Annotated in this window: 12 protein-coding genes; 7 read left to right on the plus strand and 5 right to left on the minus strand. The window is 71.5% G+C overall.

All coding sequences use genetic code 11. The annotated features are described in order from the left end of the window. Nucleotides 1-93: 93 nt before the first annotated feature. From ACIBJC_RS18960 to ACIBJC_RS18970, 3 genes are all read left to right on the plus strand, one after another. On the plus strand, nt 94-3957 hold the full coding sequence (locus ACIBJC_RS18960) for an ABC transporter ATP-binding protein (protein ID WP_399293555.1): 3864 nt from the start codon (nt 94-96) through the stop codon (nt 3955-3957). 224 nt (nt 3958-4181) lie between these two features. After that, entirely contained in the window at nt 4182-4583 is a 402-nt protein-coding gene (locus ACIBJC_RS18965) for a hypothetical protein (protein WP_399293558.1), read from the plus strand. Nucleotides 4584-4695: 112 nt separating this feature from the next. Continuing rightward, nucleotides 4696-6165 carry a S28 family serine protease gene (locus ACIBJC_RS18970; protein WP_399293561.1) on the plus strand — a complete coding sequence of 490 codons (1470 nt, stop codon included), beginning with the start codon at nt 4696-4698 and terminating at the stop codon, nt 6163-6165. Nucleotides 6166-6299: 134 nt separating this feature from the next. Here the strand turns inward: ACIBJC_RS18970 and ACIBJC_RS18975 are convergent, their stop codons facing one another. Together ACIBJC_RS18975 and ACIBJC_RS18980 are read right to left on the minus strand one after the other, a co-directional pair. Further along, complete coding sequence (locus ACIBJC_RS18975; protein ID WP_399293564.1) at nt 6300-8144, minus strand: glycoside hydrolase family 3 protein; 1845 nt, start codon at nt 8142-8144, stop codon at nt 6300-6302. An 82-nt stretch (nt 8145-8226) separates the two neighbouring features. After that, a complete protein-coding gene (locus tag ACIBJC_RS18980; RefSeq protein WP_399293567.1) occupies nt 8227-9192 on the minus strand; it encodes a LysR family transcriptional regulator in 966 nt (321 codons plus the stop codon). Between the two features lie 174 nt (nt 9193-9366). Here ACIBJC_RS18980 and ACIBJC_RS18985 point away from each other — a divergent pair, with 174 nt between their 5' ends. Then, nucleotides 9367-10374, plus strand: coding sequence for an EamA family transporter (locus ACIBJC_RS18985; protein ID WP_399293569.1), 1008 nt, complete (start codon nt 9367-9369; stop codon nt 10372-10374). Between the two features lie 22 nt (nt 10375-10396). Here the strand turns inward: ACIBJC_RS18985 and ACIBJC_RS18990 are convergent, their stop codons facing one another. The 3 genes from ACIBJC_RS18990 to ACIBJC_RS19000 form a co-directional block, all read right to left on the minus strand. Next, the gene (locus tag ACIBJC_RS18990; protein WP_399293571.1) at nt 10397-11188 is read right to left on the minus strand and encodes a sugar phosphate isomerase/epimerase family protein; all 792 of its coding nucleotides are present in this window, start codon (nt 11186-11188) and stop codon (nt 10397-10399) included. Continuing rightward, complete coding sequence (locus ACIBJC_RS18995) at nt 11185-12177, minus strand: GNAT family N-acetyltransferase (RefSeq protein WP_399293574.1); 993 nt, start codon at nt 12175-12177, stop codon at nt 11185-11187. The genes ACIBJC_RS18990 and ACIBJC_RS18995 overlap by 4 nt, the downstream gene beginning before the upstream one ends. Nucleotides 12178-12403: 226 nt before the next feature. Next, nucleotides 12404-13480, minus strand: a complete 1077-nt coding sequence (locus ACIBJC_RS19000) for a LacI family DNA-binding transcriptional regulator (RefSeq protein ID WP_399293577.1) — start codon at nt 13478-13480, stop codon at nt 12404-12406. Nucleotides 13481-13642: 162 nt separating this feature from the next. Here ACIBJC_RS19000 and ACIBJC_RS19005 point away from each other — a divergent pair, with 162 nt between their 5' ends. The 3 genes from ACIBJC_RS19005 to ACIBJC_RS19015 all read left to right on the plus strand — a co-directional run bounded on the left by ACIBJC_RS19005 (nt 13643) and on the right by ACIBJC_RS19015 (nt 16844). Further along, the gene (locus tag ACIBJC_RS19005) at nt 13643-14794 is read left to right on the plus strand and encodes a Gfo/Idh/MocA family oxidoreductase (RefSeq protein ID WP_329826990.1); all 1152 of its coding nucleotides are present in this window, start codon (nt 13643-13645) and stop codon (nt 14792-14794) included. Next, complete coding sequence (locus ACIBJC_RS19010; RefSeq protein WP_399293580.1) at nt 14791-15966, plus strand: dihydrodipicolinate synthase family protein; 1176 nt, start codon at nt 14791-14793, stop codon at nt 15964-15966. The genes ACIBJC_RS19005 and ACIBJC_RS19010 overlap by 4 nt, the downstream gene beginning before the upstream one ends. Nucleotides 15967-16043: 77 nt before the next feature. Then, entirely contained in the window at nt 16044-16844 is an 801-nt protein-coding gene (locus ACIBJC_RS19015; protein WP_399294254.1) for a sugar phosphate isomerase/epimerase family protein, read from the plus strand. Nucleotides 16845-16880: the final 36 nt, after the last annotated feature.

The raw sequence follows: 16880 nt of genomic DNA on the forward strand, positions 1-16880 counted from the left end.
CGCCCGCGTTGGTGCCTTCCGGCAGATCAGGACGATCGGCCGGATCAGGACGATCATCGGATCAGCACGGTGAGCACGATCAGGAGGCACGTAGTGGCGGAGGCGTCGGCAGAGCAGGGCTGGGCACGGCGGCTGTCCGGGTACGCGTGGCGGTACCGGCGCAACGTGGTGCTCGCGCTCGGATCGTCGCTCGCCGGCATGGCGGTGATGGCCCTCGTCCCGCTGATCACCAAGGTCGTCATCGACGAGGTGATCGGGTCGGGACAGCGCTCGCTCCTCGTCTGGACGGGGCTGCTCATCGCGGCCGCGCTCGTCGTCTACGTGGCGACCTACATCCGCCGCTACTACGGCGGACGCCTCGCGCTCGACGTCCAGCACGATCTCCGTACGGACATGTACGCCACGATCGCCCGGCTCGACGGACGCCGTCAGGACACCCTCTCCACCGGGCAGGTCATCGGCCGCGCCACCAGCGACCTCCAGCTCATCCAGGGGCTGCTCTTCATGCTGCCGATGACCATCGGCAACGTCCTGCTCTTCCTGATGTCCCTGGTGATCATGGCGTGGCTGTCGCCGCCGCTCACCCTGATAGCCCTGGCCGTCGCGCCCGCCCTCTGGTACATCGCCCGCCGCAGCCGTACCAAGCTGCACCCCGCCACCTGGTACGCGCAGGCGCAGGCCGGCGCCGTCGCCGGGGTCGTGGACGGCGCCGTCTCCGGGGTCCGGGTCGTCAAGGGCTTCGGCCAGGAGGACCAGGAGACGGGGAAGCTCCGCGAGGCCGGGCGGAAACTCTTCGCGGGCCGGCTGCGGACCATCCGGTTCAACTCCCGCTACACCCCCGCCCTCCAGGCGGTCCCCGCACTCGGCCAGGTCGCGATGCTCGCGCTCGGCGGCTGGCTGGCCACCCGGGGCCAGATCACCCTCGGCACCTTCGTCGCCTTCTCCACCTATCTGGCCCAGCTCGTCGGCCCCGTCAGGATGCTCGCCATGGTCCTGACCGTCGGCCAGCAGGCCCGCGCCGGTGTCGAACGCGTACTGGAGCTGATCGACACCGAGCCCACCCTCCAGGACGGCACGAAGCGGCTCCCGGCCGACGCCGAGGCGTCCGTCGAGTTCGACGACGTGTCCTTCGCGTACCAGGACGGCCGCCCCGTCCTCGACGGCTTCTCGCTGGAGCTGGCCCCCGGCGAGACAGTCGCCGTCGTCGGCGCCTCCGGCAGCGGCAAGTCCACCCTCTCGCTCCTGCTGCCCCGCTTCTACGACGTGACCCACGGCGCCGTTCTCGTCGGCGGCCACGACGTCCGCGAACTCACCCTCGACTCGCTGCGCTCCGCGATCGGCCTCGTACCGGAGGACAGCTTCCTCTTCTCCGACACCGTCCGCGCCAACATCGCGTACGGCAAACCCGGCGCCACCGACGAGGAGATCGTCCGGGCCACCCGCGCCGCCCAGGCCCACGGCTTCATCAGCGAACTGCCCGGCGGCTACGACACCACGGTGGGCGAACAGGGCCTCACCCTCTCCGGCGGCCAGCGCCAGCGCATCGCCCTCGCCCGCGCGATCCTCACCGACCCCCGGCTGCTCGTCCTGGACGACGCCACCTCCGCCGTCGACTCCCGCGTGGAACACGAGATCCACGAGGCGCTGCGCGCGGTGATGGCCGGACGCACGACCCTGCTCATCGCCCACCGCCGCTCCACCCTCGGCCTGGCCGACCGTATCGCCGTACTGGACGACGGACGGCTCTCCGACGTCGGCACCCACGAGGAGCTCCAGCGGCGCTCCGCGCTCTACCGGCGGCTGCTGACCGAGCCCGACGAACTGACCGGCACCTCGCCGGGGGGCGCGCGCGGTGCGGCCGACGCGGCGCAGGCGCGTACCGAGGACGGCTGTCCGGTGACGGACGGCCGCCCGGCCGACGACCTCGCCCTCCAGACCGCTCCGCAGGTCGACCAGGTCCAGCAGGAGATAGACGCCGAGTTCGACGCGGAGCGCGGTGTCACCCCCGCCCTCTGGGTACGGGACGACACCGTCGCCGGTGACACGGCGGCCCCCGGCGCCACCCCCGAACTGCTCGCCCAGGTCGAGGCGCTGCCCCCGGCCACCGACGTCCCCGAGGTCGACGAGGCGCGCGCCGTCGCCGCCGAGGAGTCGTACGGACTGCGCAGGCTGCTGCGCGGCTTCTGGCCGGCGCTGCTGGTCAGCCTGGCGCTCGTCGCCGTGGACGCCGGGATGGGGCTGCTGCTGCCGGTCCTCATCCGGCACGGCATCGACCAGGGCGTCGAACAGCTCGCGCTCGGCGCGGTCTGGGTGGCCGCCTCGCTGGGCCTGCTGACCGTCGTGCTCCAGTGGGCGGCGCAGATCGGCGAGACCCGCAAGACCGGCCGCACCGGCGAAAGGATTCTCTACTCCCTGCGCCTGAAGATCTTCGCGCAGCTTCAGCGGCTCGGACTCGACTACTACGAGCGCGAGCTGACCGGCCGCATCATGACCCGGATGACCACCGACGTCGACGCCCTGTCGACGTTCCTGCAGACCGGGCTGGTCACCGCGTTCGTCTCCGTCGTCACCTTCGCCGGCATCCTCGTCGTGCTGCTGGTGATCGACCTGGAGCTGGCGCTCGTCGTCTTCGCGACGCTGCCCGTGCTGATCGTCGGTACGGTCTTCTTCCGCCGCAAGAGCGTCCAGGCGTACGAGCTGGCGCGCGAGCGCATCAGCGTCGTCAACGCCGACCTCCAGGAGTCCGTGTCCGGGCTGCGGATCGTGCAGGCGTTCCGGCGCGAGGGCGACAGCCGCGAGCGCTTCGCCGCCCGCAGCGACCACTACCGCGCGGCGCGGGTACGCGGCCAGTGGCTGATATCGGTCTACTTCCCCTTCGTCCAGCTCCTGTCGTCGGTCGCCGCGGCGGCCGTGCTGATCGTGGGCGCGGGACGGGTGGAGGCCGGGACGCTGACGACGGGCGCGCTGGTCGCGTACCTCCTCTACATCGACCTCTTCTTCGCCCCCGTGCAGCAGCTCTCGCAGGTCTTCGACGGCTACCAGCAGGCGACCGTCTCGCTCGGCCGGATCCAGGAACTGCTGCGGGAGCCGACCTCGACGGCGGCCCCGAGGAAGGCCCTCGACGTGCTGTCGCTGCGCGGTGAGATCGCCTTCGAGGACGTCGACTTCGCGTACGGCGGGACGGAGACGGACGGCGGGACGGAGACGGATGGCGGCGTGGAAGGCGGTGTGGACCGCGGCTCGGGTGTCGAGGGGGAGACCGCGCTCAAGGGCGTGAACCTGCGCATCCCGGCCGGGCAGACCGTCGCCTTCGTCGGGGAGACGGGCGCGGGCAAGTCGACGCTGGTCAAGCTGGTCGCGCGGTTCTACGACCCGACCGGCGGCCGGGTCACGGCGGACGGTACGGACCTGCGCGACCTGGACCTGACGGCGTACCGCCGCCGGCTCGGCGTCGTGCCCCAGGAGGCGTACCTCTTCGCCGGTACGGTCCGGGACGCCATCGCGTACGGGCGCCCCGAGGCGACCGACGCGGAGGTGGAGGCCGCGGCGCGCACGGTCGGCGCCCACGAGATGATCGCCACGCTGGACGGCGGCTACCTCCACGAGGTCGCCGAGCGCGGCCGTAACCTCTCGGCGGGGCAGCGCCAGCTCATCGCGCTCGCCCGCGCCGAACTGGTCGACCCGGACATCCTGCTGCTGGACGAGGCGACCGCCGCACTGGACCTCGCCAGCGAGGCACTGGTCAACCAGGCGACCGACCGGCTCGCGGGCCGCCGTACCACGCTGGTCGTCGCGCACCGGCTGACCACCGCGGCGCGCGCGGACCGCGTGGTCGTGATGGACCACGGGCGGGTCGTGGAGGACGGCACGCACGAGGAACTGCTCGCGCTGGACGGCCGGTACACGCGGCTGTGGCGGAGCTTCATCGGGGAAGAAGAGCCCGCGGTCGTCTCATGAGCCGGGTGCGGTCCGCTCCGTAACCCTCGTCCCTCCGCAACCACCGGGACCACCTGGACCGTTGGGACCACCTGGACCGCCGGGATCGCCAGGACCACCGGGATCACCGGGATCACCGGGATCACCGCAACCATCCGGATCACCGCAACCATCCGGATCACCGCAACCATCCGGGCCGCCGCAGGCGTCGTACACACGTCCACATACATACTCCTGGAGGGCGCGTGTTCGGATTCGACGGCGGCGGGGCGCGCAGGGTCCTGCTGCACTGTCTGGCGACCCTGACCGCCACCGGTGCCCTCGTGGTGGGTGCCCCGGGGGCGCCGGGCGCCGAGGCGGCGTCCGTCTGCTCGGGGCGGCCGGAGAAGACCGTGCCCTTCGCCACCGGTGAACTGCGCGTCTACAAGGCGCGCGGCTACGCCTGCGCGATCACCGTCGCCAAGAACCCGGGCAAGAAGCGCGCCATGTCGGTCAGTCTCCAGCCGCGCGGCGGAAACCCGTTGGTGGACAAGGGGAGTTACACGCGCCAGGCGGGGCCGGTCACGGTGCACGCGCTGAACCGCTGCGTACGGGCCTCCGGCGTGGTCTCCGGGAAGAAGGGCTCCACGGGCTGGATCCTCTGCTGAACGGGGGTGCGGGTCCGGCGGGTCGGGTGCGGGTCTGGCGGGTGCGGGTCTGGCGGGTCGGGTGCGGATCCGGCTAAATTCACGGCGTCTGTCATGAACACAGGGAGCGTGAATGCGCAAGGCGCTGAGATGGGTGTTGTCGCTCGTACTGGTCATAGGCACCGTGACCACGGCAAGCGCGGCCACGGCGGGAGCGGCCACCGCCGCCACCCCCACAGGTACCGCTGATGCCACTGGTGCCACCGGTGTCGCCGATACCGCCGACATCAAGGACCGTATCCTCGCGATCCCGGGGATGAGTCTGATCCAGGAGAAGCCGTACGAGGGGTACCGCTACTTCGTTCTCAACTACACCCAGCCGGTCGACCACCGGAATCCGTCCAAGGGCACCTTCCAGCAGCGCCTCACGCTGCTGCACAAGGACACCAGCCGCCCCACGGTCTTCTACACCAGCGGCTACAACGTCTCCACCAACCCGAGCCGCAGCGAGCCGACCCGGATCGTCGACGGCAACCAGGTCTCGCTGGAGTACCGGTTCTTCACCCCGTCCCGGCCGCAGCCGGCCGACTGGTCGAAGCTGACGATCTGGCAGGCGGCCAGTGACCAGCACCGGATCTTCACCGCACTGAAGAAGATCTACGCCAAGAAGTGGCTCGCCACGGGCGGTTCCAAGGGCGGCATGACCGCCACGTACTACGAGCGCTTCTACCCGCGCGACATGGACGGCGTCGTCGCGTACGTCGCGCCCAACGACGTGGTGAACAAGGAGGACTCGGCGTACGACCGGTTCTTCGAGCGCGTCGGCACCAAGGAGTGCCGCGACCGGCTCAACGCCGTGCAGCGCGAGGCGCTCGTCCGGCGCGCGCCGCTGGAGAAGCGGTACCAGGAGTGGGCGCAGGCCGAGGGCGCGACCTTCACGACGGTCGGCTCGCTCGACAAGGCGTACGAAGCCGTGGTCCTCGACTTCGTCTGGGCGTTCTGGCAGTACAGCGCGGAGTCCGACTGCGCGTACATCCCGGAGGCCACCGCCTCCGACCAGGAGATCTACGACGTCATCGACTCGATCTCCGGGTTCTCCTTCTACACGGACCAGGGCCTTGAGCCGTACACGCCGTACTACTACCAGGCGGGCACCGAGCTGGGCTCGCCCTCCATCAAGCTGCCGCACCTGGGCAAGCTGAGCCGGTACGGCTACCAGGCGCCGCGGAACTTCGTACCGCGCTCCATCCCCATGAGGTTCAACCCGCTGGCGATGCCCGTCGTCGACGGTTGGGTCCGCCACCACGCACAGCAGATGCTGTTCGTGTACGGACAGAACGACCCGTGGGGCGCCGAGCCCTTCCGCCTCGGGAAGGGCGCGCGCGACAGCTACGTGTACGTCGCGCCGGGCGCCAACCACGGCGCCAATGTCGCCGGTCTCGTGCCCGACCAGCAGGCGAAGGCCACGGCCAGGATCCTGGAGTGGGCGGGCGTCGCCCCCGCCGCGGTCCAGGCGGACGCGGCGAAGGCGAAGCCGCTGGCGCCGTACAACAGCAAGCTCGACCAGCAGAAGATGCAGCGGGAGCACGCGCTGCGCCCGTAACTCCTGAAGGGTGGGGTGGGGAGTCGCCGGCCGGTGACTCCCCACCTCGCTTTTCCGGCTCAGTAGCTCAGTAGAGCCCGTAGCCCGTAGCTCAGTGACTTTCGTAACGTCAGCTCAGTGACTTCCGTAACGTCCTAGCTCCGTAGCTCCGTAGCTCCGTAGCTCAGGCCGTGGCCGACCGGGTACAGCACGCGGGCCGGATCGTCCGCGCGCTGTACGGGAACGGGGAGCAGCCCCCTGGGCCGGACCCGCCCCGCGATCACCCGTGCCGCGGCGCGCAGCTCGACATCCGTCCAGGAGTACGTGGCGAGGGAGGCTGCGACGCCGGACAGCCGTGCGATGTCGTACGGGTTGCGGATCGCGACGGTCACGACCGGCACCCCGGTCGCGGCCAGCGCGCTGACCAGCGTGCGCTGCGAGCTGGTGGCCGAGACGTTGTACGTGGCGACGACGACCGCGTCCTTGCCCCGCGCGGCCGTCACCGCCTCCTCGATCCTGGCGGCGGTCGGCGCCGTACCCGTGGACAGGGCGGTGGCGCTGAACCCCAGTTCGTTCAGGGCGGTGGCGAGGACGGTGGTCGGCGGCCCGGTCGTTCCGGAGGGCGAGGCCGGATCGGCGCCGACGACCAGCAGGTTCCGCTCCCGGCGGCGGCTCAGCGGGAGCAGCCCGCGCGCGTTGGCCAGCAGGGTGGTCGTCGAGTCGGCGATCCGGTCGGCGGCGGCGAGATGGGCGCGGGTGCCGACCGTACGGTCCACATCGCGGCCGGTGACGTACGGATCGCGGAACAGCCCGAGCCGCTCCTTGAGTTCGAGGATCCGCAGAACCGATTCCTCGATGCGCCGTACGGTCAGCTCGCCGTCCTTGACCGCCGTCAGGACCGCGTTCCAGGCGAGTTTGAGGTCCGGCGGGTTGAGCAACTGGTCCACGCCCGCCTTGAGCGCGAGGACCGGGACGCGGGCGTCGCCGTACTTCTGCCGGACGCCCTCCATTCCGAGCGCGTCCGTGACCACCACGCCCCGGTAGCCGAGTTGTTCGCGCAGGATGCCGGTGACGATGGGGTGCGAGAGGGTCGCCGGGTCCTCGCTCGGGTCCAGGGCCGGGACGACGATGTGCGCGGTCATGATCGAGGTGACACCGGCGGCGATCGCCGCGCGGAAGGGCGGAGCGTCCAGTTCTGCCCACTGCTCGCGCGTGTGGTGGATCGTGGGGAGGGAGGTGTGGCTGTCGTCGGTCGTGTCACCGTGCCCGGGGAAGTGCTTGGCCGCGGTGGCGATCCCGGCGCTCTGATATCCCGTCACCTGGGCGGCGACCATCCCCGCCACCGCCCCCGGATCGGCACCGAAGGACCGTACGCCGATGACCGGGTTGGCCGGATTGACGTTGACGTCCGCGTCCGGCGCGTAGTTCTGGTTGATGCCCATCGCGGCCAGCTCGGCCCCGGCGATCCGGGCGGCCTCGCGGGCACCCGAGTGCGAACGGGACGCGCCGAGCGCCATCGCCCCCGGCAGCAGCGTGGCGGGCTTGCCGACCCGGGCGACGATGCCGTGCTCCTGGTCGGTGGCGACCAGAAGGGGCAGGGGGGTGCGCTGGGCCAGCCCGGCCCGCTGGATGCCGTTGGAGAGCCCGGCGATCTGGTGCGGATCGCGGGTGTTGTGCGCCCAGGCGAAGTAGATGATCCCGCCGACGTGGTACGTGGAGATCAGCTCGGCGGCGTTGCGGACGCCGATCTCGGCCAGGTTGGCGTTGACGTCGGCCTGATCGGGGTCGGTGGCGGAGTGCCCGTACACCCGCATGACGAAGAGCTGGCCGACCTTCTCCTCCAGGCTCATCCGGGCGACGAGACGGCGGAGCCGGTCGCGGAGGGCGACGGGGGTCCGGTCGGAGGCGGGGGAAGCGGCGGCGGTCGAGGTGGTAACGGCAGCCGCCGCTACGGCGGTTGCGGTGAGGAGAGCGCGTCTGGAGATGGTCCGGTCGTGCACGGGTGCTCCTTCCGGCCGTGTGCTGCGAGGGAAGTGAAGGAAACTTCCAGGGGTTCACGGTTATCCGGAAAGTAACTGCCGGTCAAGAGATCTGCCACCCAAGGCGGTCGGCCGCGTCGGCCGGGGCTGTGGTCGTGGCCGCGGCTGTGGCGACCTTCGGCCAGTGGCGGCGCAGGGTGTCCACCGCCGCCGTGACGGCCGGGCGCCGGGCCGCACCGGTGCGCCACAGGGCGTAGAGCCGGCGTATCGGCACCGGTTCCAGGGCGACCGCCCGTACCTCCTCGGGCAGCGGTCCGCGCCCCAGCCGGGGGATCATGGCGATGCCGAGGCCCGCCGCCACCAGCGCGACCTGGGTGTGGTTCTCCTCCGCCTGGTGCGCGAGATCCGGCTCGCAGCCCGCCGCGCGCAACGTACGGACCAGCCAGTCGTGGCAGACGGTGCCCGGCGGCTGGCAGATCCAGCGCTCACCCGCCAGATCCTCCCTGCGGACGGAGGGGCGGTCGGCCAGTGGATGCGAGACGTGGACGAGTACGTCGCACAGGTCGTCCCCGATGACCGCCTGCTCCACGCCCTCGGGGGCGGGCAGCGGGGCGATGTCCCAGTCGTGGGCGACGGCGAGGTCGAGGGCGCCGCGGGCGACCAGATCGATGGACAGATGCGGGTCGATCTCGCGCAGCCGGACATCGAGGGTGGGGTGGAGTTCGGCCAGCTCCGCCAGCACGCCGGGGAGCAGCCCGCGCGCCGAGGACGCGAACGCGCCGACGACGAGCTGCCCGGTCGGCTGCCCCCTGCGCTCCTCCAGCGTGGTCTCGGCGCGCTCGACGAGGGCGAGCAACTCCTCGGCGGTGGAGGCGAGATGCCGGGCCTCGTCCGTGAGCGCGACCCCGCGCCCGCGCCGCTCCAGCAGGGTCGTACGGGTCTCCCGCTCCAACTTGGTGATCTGCTGCGACACCGCCGAGGGGGTGTAGCCGAGGGCGGAGGCGGCCGCCGCCACGGAGCCGTGCACGGAGACGGCGTGCAGCGCGCGCAGCCGGGCCAGATCGAGCATGGTCGCCCCCTGGGAAGCGGATTCGCGGAATCACGGAACTGATGGAAATGACGGAACTGACGGAACTGACGGAATTGATGGATCACAGAATCACGGAATCGTAAGCAACGCTCAATTCAACCATGAAGAAATGTTCGCTGGTGCTACATGGTCAGGGTCGGTGATCCTCTCCGTATGCGTACTGCACACAAAGCCCTCGCCGTCCTGGTGGCCGCCGTCTGGGGGGTCAACTTCGTCGTCATCGAGGTCGGCCTCGGCCACTTCCCGCCGCTGCTCTTCTCCGCCCTGCGCTTCCTGGTCGCCGCGCTCCCCGCCGTCTTCTTCGTGGGCCGGCCGAAGGTCGCGTGGAGGTGGGTGATCGGGGTCGGTCTGGTGCTGGGCGTGGCCAAGTTCGGGCTGCTCTTCGTGGGGATGAGCCGGGGTATGCCGGCCGGCCTCTCGTCCCTCGTCGTCCAGGTCCAGGCGGTCTTCACCCTGCTGTTCGCCGCGGTGGCCCTCGGCGAGCGGCCGGGGCGGGTGCGGCTGCTGGGGATGGGGATCGCGCTCGGCGGGATCGCGGTCGCGGCGGCCGATGAGGGAACCTCGGGGCCGGTGCTCGCCTTCGTGCTGGTCATCGCCGCCGCGGCCTGCTGGGGCGTCTCCAACGTGCTCACGCGCCAGGCGTCCCCGCCGGACGCCCTGAACTTCATGGTGTGGGTGTCCGTCGTCCCCGTCCTGCCGCTGCTCGGGCTCTCCCTGCTCTTCGAGGGCCCGGACGCGGACCTGGCCGCGCTGCGGGCGCTGGACTGGTCCGGCGCCGGCACCGTCCTCTACGTGGCCTGGGTCACGACCGTCTTCGGCTTCGGCGCCTGGGGCTATCTGCTGCGCCGCTACCCGGCCTCGTCCGTCGCTCCTTTCTCGCTGCTCGTGCCCGTCTTCGGGATGTCCTCGGCGGCCGTACTGCTCCACGAGTCCGTCAGCCTGCTGCGCTGGTGCGCGGCGGCCCTGCTGGTCGGGGGAGTGGCGCTGGCGTCGCTGTCGCGGGGCGGCTCCGGGAGCCGCACGGGGAAGGCCGACGACCAGGGCGTCCCGGACAGCCCTCCGGTCAGCCTTCCGGTCACCGTGCCGCGCCCGCCGACCCCGGTCCGGCGGATGGCCGCCGAGCCCGGGAGCGGCGCTCCGCCGGAGACGTTGACCAGGTGAACGGGGCGGGACCCCCGCTCCCTCAGCGGTGCTCGCGTATCAGCCCCTCCAGATACGCCCGCCCCGGCGCCAGCAGCTCGGGGAGGTCCGCCGCCTGCGGGTACCAGCGCTTCTCGTACTCCCAGCAGACCCAGGCGTCGTCATCCAACAGCGCCAGGCACTCGCCCAGCGGCAGCACCCCCGCTCCCAGCGGCAGCGGCGTGGTGTCCTCGGCCGAGGCGATGTCCTTCACCTGGACGTAGCCCAGGTGCGGGGCGAGGATGCCGTGGGTGGTGATCGGGGACTCACCGCCGAGCCAGGTGTGCATCACGTCCCAGAGCGCCCCCACCTGCTGATGTCCGACCGGTCCCAGCACGCGGGCCGCGTCCTTGCCCGTGCGGTGCGAGTCGTGGGTCTCCAGAAGGATGCGTACCCCGTAGTCCGTGGCCGTCTCCGCGGCGGCGGCCAGCCGCCGCGCCGCGAGCGTGTCCGCCTCGTCGGCGGGCTGGTCGCCGCCGCCGGGGAAGACGCGGACGAACGGAGCGCCGAGATCCCGCGCCAGGGAGAGCAGTTCCTCCAGCTCCTGGCGCAACTGGTCCTCGTCCACATCCGCCTTGGCCACCCGGGCGTACCCGGCCAGCCCCACTATCTCGACGCCGGCCCGTTCGAACTCCTCGACCACCAGGGCGCGGTCACGGCGGCCCATGCCCCGGTGCACCGGCTCCTCCGGGTGCGTGCGCAGCTCGACTCCCTGGTAGCCGGCCGCGGAGGCGAGGGAGACGACCTCGGGGATGGGCAGGCCGGGGACTCCGAGGGTGGAGAAAGCGAACTTCACTGTGGTGTTCCTTTCTGGCGTGCGGCGGCCCCTTCCTTGAGAAGAAGCCGCCAGTCCTGGCCTATCAGGTCCGCCCCGTACGAGTGGTGCGGTTGCTCGGCCACGAGGGTGAATCCGGCACGCTGATAGAGAACGCGGGCGGCGGAGAGTGTGTCATTGGTCCAGAGCGTCACCTCCTCATACCCCGCCTCGCGGGCGAAATCCACCACCGCGCCGACCAGGCGTTCACCCACACCGTGGCCCCGGGCCTCGGGTTCGACCAGGAGAAGGCGGAGTCTGGCGGTCACCGGTCCGCCGTCGTCGCCCCGTACGCCCGGCTCGTCGTCCCTCACGCACATGATCGAGCCCACCGGTGTGCCGTCCATCTCGGCGATCCACACCCGCTCCAGCCGGGGGTCGTGGTCCTGGGCGTAGTCCGCGACGATCCGGGCGACGAGCCCTTCGAACTCCGTGTTGAACCCGTACTCCGCCGCGTACACCGCGGCGTGGCGCTGCACGATCCAGCCCAGCTCGCCCGGTGCCGGTTCGCGCAGGACGGGTGTGCCCCGCCCGCCGCGTGCCACGGCTCCGTCCGTACCGAGGATGCTCCGCACCGTCCGCAACGCGTCCGCGAGTTCGGGACGGCGCTGCGGCTCGACCCGGTCGAGCAGCGAGACCACGGCCTCCCGCGACCGCTCGTCCAGCAGCGTCGCCGCCTCGCGCCCCTGCGAGGTGAGGGTGATCCGCTGCCGCCGCGCGTCCTCCTCGGAGGGCGCGCGGCCGACCAGGCCGTCCCGCTCGAACTTGGTCAGCAGACGGCTCAGATATCCGGCGTCGAGCGACAACTCGGCGCGCAGATCGGCCGCGTCGGTCCGCGGCGCGTGGGCCAGCTCGTACAGCACCCGCGACTCGGTGAGGGTGTACGGCGTGTAGAGATGCTTGCCGTAGTCCAGCGCGCCGATCAGATTCGTGTAAAAGCGGTTGAACGCACGCATTTCCTGCACAGCCATGGTCCACCTCCGGACGCTCGCCAGGACCTACCTTTGACTGAGTCAACGGTATGCCGGGTCGCTGATCCCCGGCAAGGCCTCTCGGCGCTTTGGCGTCCACTCGCCAACCAGCCCCGCCCGGGCGGTGTCATCGGCCCCGCCGCCCCGTGACTCGCCGCCCGCCCCGTCCCCGCGACTCCGCGCCCGCCCCGTCCCCGCGAGTCCGGCACCCGCCCGCCGGTGCCCCTCAGCCCGACCGGGGCGGCGCCGTGGATGCCCGCGCCATCAGCTCCGCCGCGATCGTCGCGATCCCGCCCGGCGGCGGCGTCTCCATCCCCATCGCCAGCCGGCCCGCCCGCGCCCCCGCCTCGTGCAGCGGCAGCCGTACGGTCGTCAGTGCCGGGGTCGCGTCCACCGAGAACGGCAGGTCGTCGAAGCCCGCCACCGAGATGTCCTCCGGGATCCGCAGCCCCCGCTCGCGCACCGCCGCGCACGCGCCCAGCGCCACCGTGTCGTTCGCCGCGACCACCGCCGTCAGATCCGGCGCGCGCCGCAGCAGCTCCAGCGTCGCCTCGTACCCCGACCTGCGGGTGTACGGACCGTGCACCGTCAGCGGATCCTGCCGTCCACCCCCGTTGTCGCCGGCCCCCGCGGCCTCCAGCGCTGCCCGGTGCCCCTCCAGCCGGTGCCTGGTCGTCGTCCGTTCCATCGGTCCCGCGACATAGCCGATCCTGCGGTGCCCGAGCGCCAGCAGATGTTCCGTCAGCCTCCGTCCGCCGCCCCGGTTGTCGAAGGCCAGCGAGGCGACGGCCGAGTCGCTGCCCGGCAGGGGTGGCCGTCCGCACAGCACCACCCGGGTCCCCGCGTCCGCGAGTTTCGCCAGCTTGGTGGCCATCGCCGCGATGTGTTCGGGGTCCTCAAGCGCCCCGCCGGTGAGGACGACCGCCGCGGCGCGCTGGCGCTGGAGCAGGGTCAGATACGTCAGTTCGCGCTCGGGGGATCCGCCGGTGTTGCAGACGACGGCCAGCTTCTCGCCGCCCGCGCGCCCGGTCCCCTCCTGCCCGCCGATCTCGGTCTGCGCCGCCCCGGCCATGATCCCGAAGAACGGGTCCGCGATGTCGTTGACGAGGATGCCCACCAGGTCGGAGGTGGCGGCGGCGAGCGAGCTGGCGGGGCCGTTCAGTACGTAGTCCAGGTCGTCCACCGCCCGCAGCACCCGCTCCCTGGTGGCGGCGGCGACCGGGTAGTTGCCGTTCAGCACGCGCGAGACGGTGGCGGGTGACACCCGGGCGCGGGCCGCCACATCCGCCAGGGTGACTGTCATCGCTTTCCTCCGAGGGGTACGGGTGAGTTCGGGCGGTGATCGGGGCCGGGCTCTTGTCCGGACCGCTGTCGCAGGCTAGCTTCTTACCTCATAGAAAGCGCTTGCTACGGCCATACGGCCATATCGCTCGCCACGGCTGCCACGGCCCTATGGAGGAACTTCGTGACACGCAGGACAGTGCGGATCGCCATGAACGGCGTCACCGGGCGGATGGGATACCGACAGCACCTGCTGCGCTCCATCCTCGCCATCCGCGAACAGGGCGGACTCGACCTCGGGGGCGGCGAGACGCTCTGGCCCGAGCCCGTCCTCATCGGCCGCAGGGAACACGCCCTCAAGGAGATCGCCGAACAGCACGGCCTCACGGAGTGGTCGACCGATCTCGACGCCGTCCTGGCGGACGAGACGATCGACATCTACTTCGACGCCCAGGTCACCTCCGCCCGCGTGGAGGCCATCAAGAAGGCGATCGACGCGGGCAAGCACATCTACACCGAGAAGCCGACCGCCACGGATCTCGAAGGCGCCCTGGAACTGGCCAGGCTGGCCCGCACCGCCGGGATCAAGCACGGCGTCGTCCAGGACAAGATCTTCCTGCCGGGGCTGCTCAAGCTCAAGCGCCTCATCGACGGCGGCTTCTTCGGCGAGATCCTCTCCATCAGGGGAGAGTTCGGCTACTGGGTCTTCGAAGGTGACTGGCAGGACGCCCAGCGGCCCTCCTGGAACTACCGTGCCGAGGACGGCGGCGGCATCACCGTCGACATGTTCCCCCACTGGGAGTACGTCCTGCACGAGCTCTTCGGGCGCGTCGCCAGCGTCCAGGCGCACATCACCACCCACATCCCGCAGCGCTGGGACGAGCACGGCAAGCCGTACGCCGCGACGGCCGACGACGCGGCGTACGGCATCTTCGAACTGGACAGCGGCGCCGTCGCCCAGATCAACTCCTCCTGGGCCGTCCGCGTCAACCGCGACGAACTCGTCGAGTTCCAGGTCGACGGTACCCACGGCTCGGCCGTCGCCGGGCTGCGCCGCTGCCGGGTCCAGCACCGCAGCGCCACGCCCAAGCCGGTCTGGAACCCGGACCTCCCCGCCACCGAGTCCTTCCGCGACCAGTGGCAGGAGGTCCCCGACAACGCGGAGTTCGACAACGGGTTCAAGGCGCAGTGGGAGCTGTTCCTGCGCCATGTCGTCCTCGACGAGCCCTACCAGTGGGACCTCCTCGCGGGCGCGCGCGGTGTGCAGCTCGCCGAGCTGGGGCTCCGCTCCTCGGCCGAGGGCCGCCGCTTCGACGTACCGGAGCTGACGCTGTGACCACTCTCCGGCTTCCTTCCCCGGGCGGTGGATCGCGTGCCTATACGCCACGCTCGGAACCGGCCGCCTTCGTAGTGGCCGGTAGCGAGGGCGGGGCCGCCCTCGCCTCCCGCAGGGTCTTCTCCGCCGCCCATGTCGTCGCCGACCCGTACGCCGACATCAGCCCCGACGAGCCCGCCGCCGTCGACTGGGACGCCACGCTCGCCTTCCGCCGCCACCTCTGGTCGCACGGACTCGGGGTCGCCGAGGCCATGGACACCGCGCAGCGCGGCATGGGCCTGGACTGGGCGGGCGCGGCCGAGCTGATCCGCCGCTCCGCCGCCGAGGCGAAGTCGGTCGGCGGCATGATCGCCTGCGGCGTGGGCACCGACCAGCTCGCGCCGGGGCCTCATTCCCTGGACGAGGTCCGTGCCGCGTACGAGGAGCAGTTGACGCTCGTCGAGGAGACCGGCTCGCAGGCCATCCTGATGGCGTCCCGCGCCCTCGCCGCCGCCGCGACCACCCCCGACGACTACCTGGACCTCTACGCCCACCTGCTGCGCCAGGCGTCGGAACCGGTCGTACTGCACTGGCTCGGGCCGATGTTCGACCCCGCGCTGGACGGGTACTGGGGCAGCGCCGATCTCGACGCGGCCACCGAGACCTTCCTCCAGGTCATCTCCGAACACCCCGACAAGGTCGACGGCATCAAGATCTCGCTGCTGGACGCCCAGCGGGAGATCGAGCTGCGCCGCCGGCTGCCGAAGGGCGTGCGCTGCTACACGGGCGACGACTTCAACTACCCCGAGCTGATCGCGGGCGACGAGCAGGGTTTCAGCCACGCGCTGCTCGGTATCTTCGACCCGCTGGGGCCGCTCGCGGCGACGGCCGTACGGGTCCTGGACACCGGTGACACGAAGGGCTTCCGGGAACTCCTCGACCCCACCGTCGAGCTGTCCCGCCACCTTTTCCGGACACCGACCCGCTTCTACAAGACCGGCGTGGTCTTCCTCGCCTGGCTGGCCGGCCACCAGGACCACTTCACGATGGTCGGCGGCCTCCAGTCGGCCCGTTCGCTGCCACATCTCGCGCGGGCGTACGAACTGGCCGACGGGATCGGGCTCTTCCCCGATCCCGCGGTGGCCGCGGCCAGAATGAAATCCCTGCTCGACGTGGGCGGAGTGGAACAGTGAGCGGACCGGTGGGCGGACAGACGGACGGATCGGCGACGGAGCCGCAGGGCGACCTGACGCGCTTCAGCATCAACCAGATGACGGTCAAGCAGCTCGCCCTGCCCGAGCTGACCGAGGCCTGCGTACGCCTCGGGGTGCCGGGCGTCGGACTGTGGCGCGAGCCCGTCCAGTCGTACGGGGTCGAGGCCGCGGCCAAGCTCGTACGGGACGCCGGGCTCGCGGTCACCACGCTCTGCCGGGGCGGCTTCCTCACCGCGGTCGACCCGGCACGGCGGGCCGAAGCGCTGGCCGACAACCGCGCCGCCATCGACGAGGCGGCGACGCTGGGCACGGACACCCTGGTGCTGGTCTCCGGCGGCCTCCCCGAGGGCGGCAAGGACCTCCACGCGGCGCGTGAACGCATCGCGGACGCCCTGGGCGAGCTGGCGCCGTACGGGGCGGAGCGCAGGGTCAGGCTGGCGATCGAGCCGCTGCACCCGATGTTCGCGTCCGACCGCTGTGTCGTCTCCACCCTCGACCAGGCGCTCGACCTGGCGGAACGGTTCCCCGCCGACCAGGTCGGGGTGGCCGTGGACACGTACCACATCTGGTGGGACGACCGGGCCCCCGCGGCGGTCGCCCGCGCGGCCGAGCGGATCTTCACCTTCCAGCTCGCCGACTGGACGACACCGCTCCCGGCCGGCGTGCTGAACGGGCGCGGCCAGCTCGGCGACGGCGCGATCGACCTGCGGGCCTGGCGCGAACGGGTCGACGCGGCGGGTTACTCCGGCCCGATCGAGGTGGAGCTGTTCAACGACGACCTCTGGCAGCGGGACGGCGTCGAACTCCTCACGGAGACCGCGGAACGGTACGTGCGGCACGCGCTGGAGAAAAAATAACTCTGCGGAACCGTGCAACCCTTCCGGGGTGACGTG

This window comes from Streptomyces sp. NPDC050509, from assembly GCF_044457965.1.
In the GTDB taxonomy this organism is placed as follows: domain Bacteria; phylum Actinomycetota; class Actinomycetes; order Streptomycetales; family Streptomycetaceae; genus Streptomyces.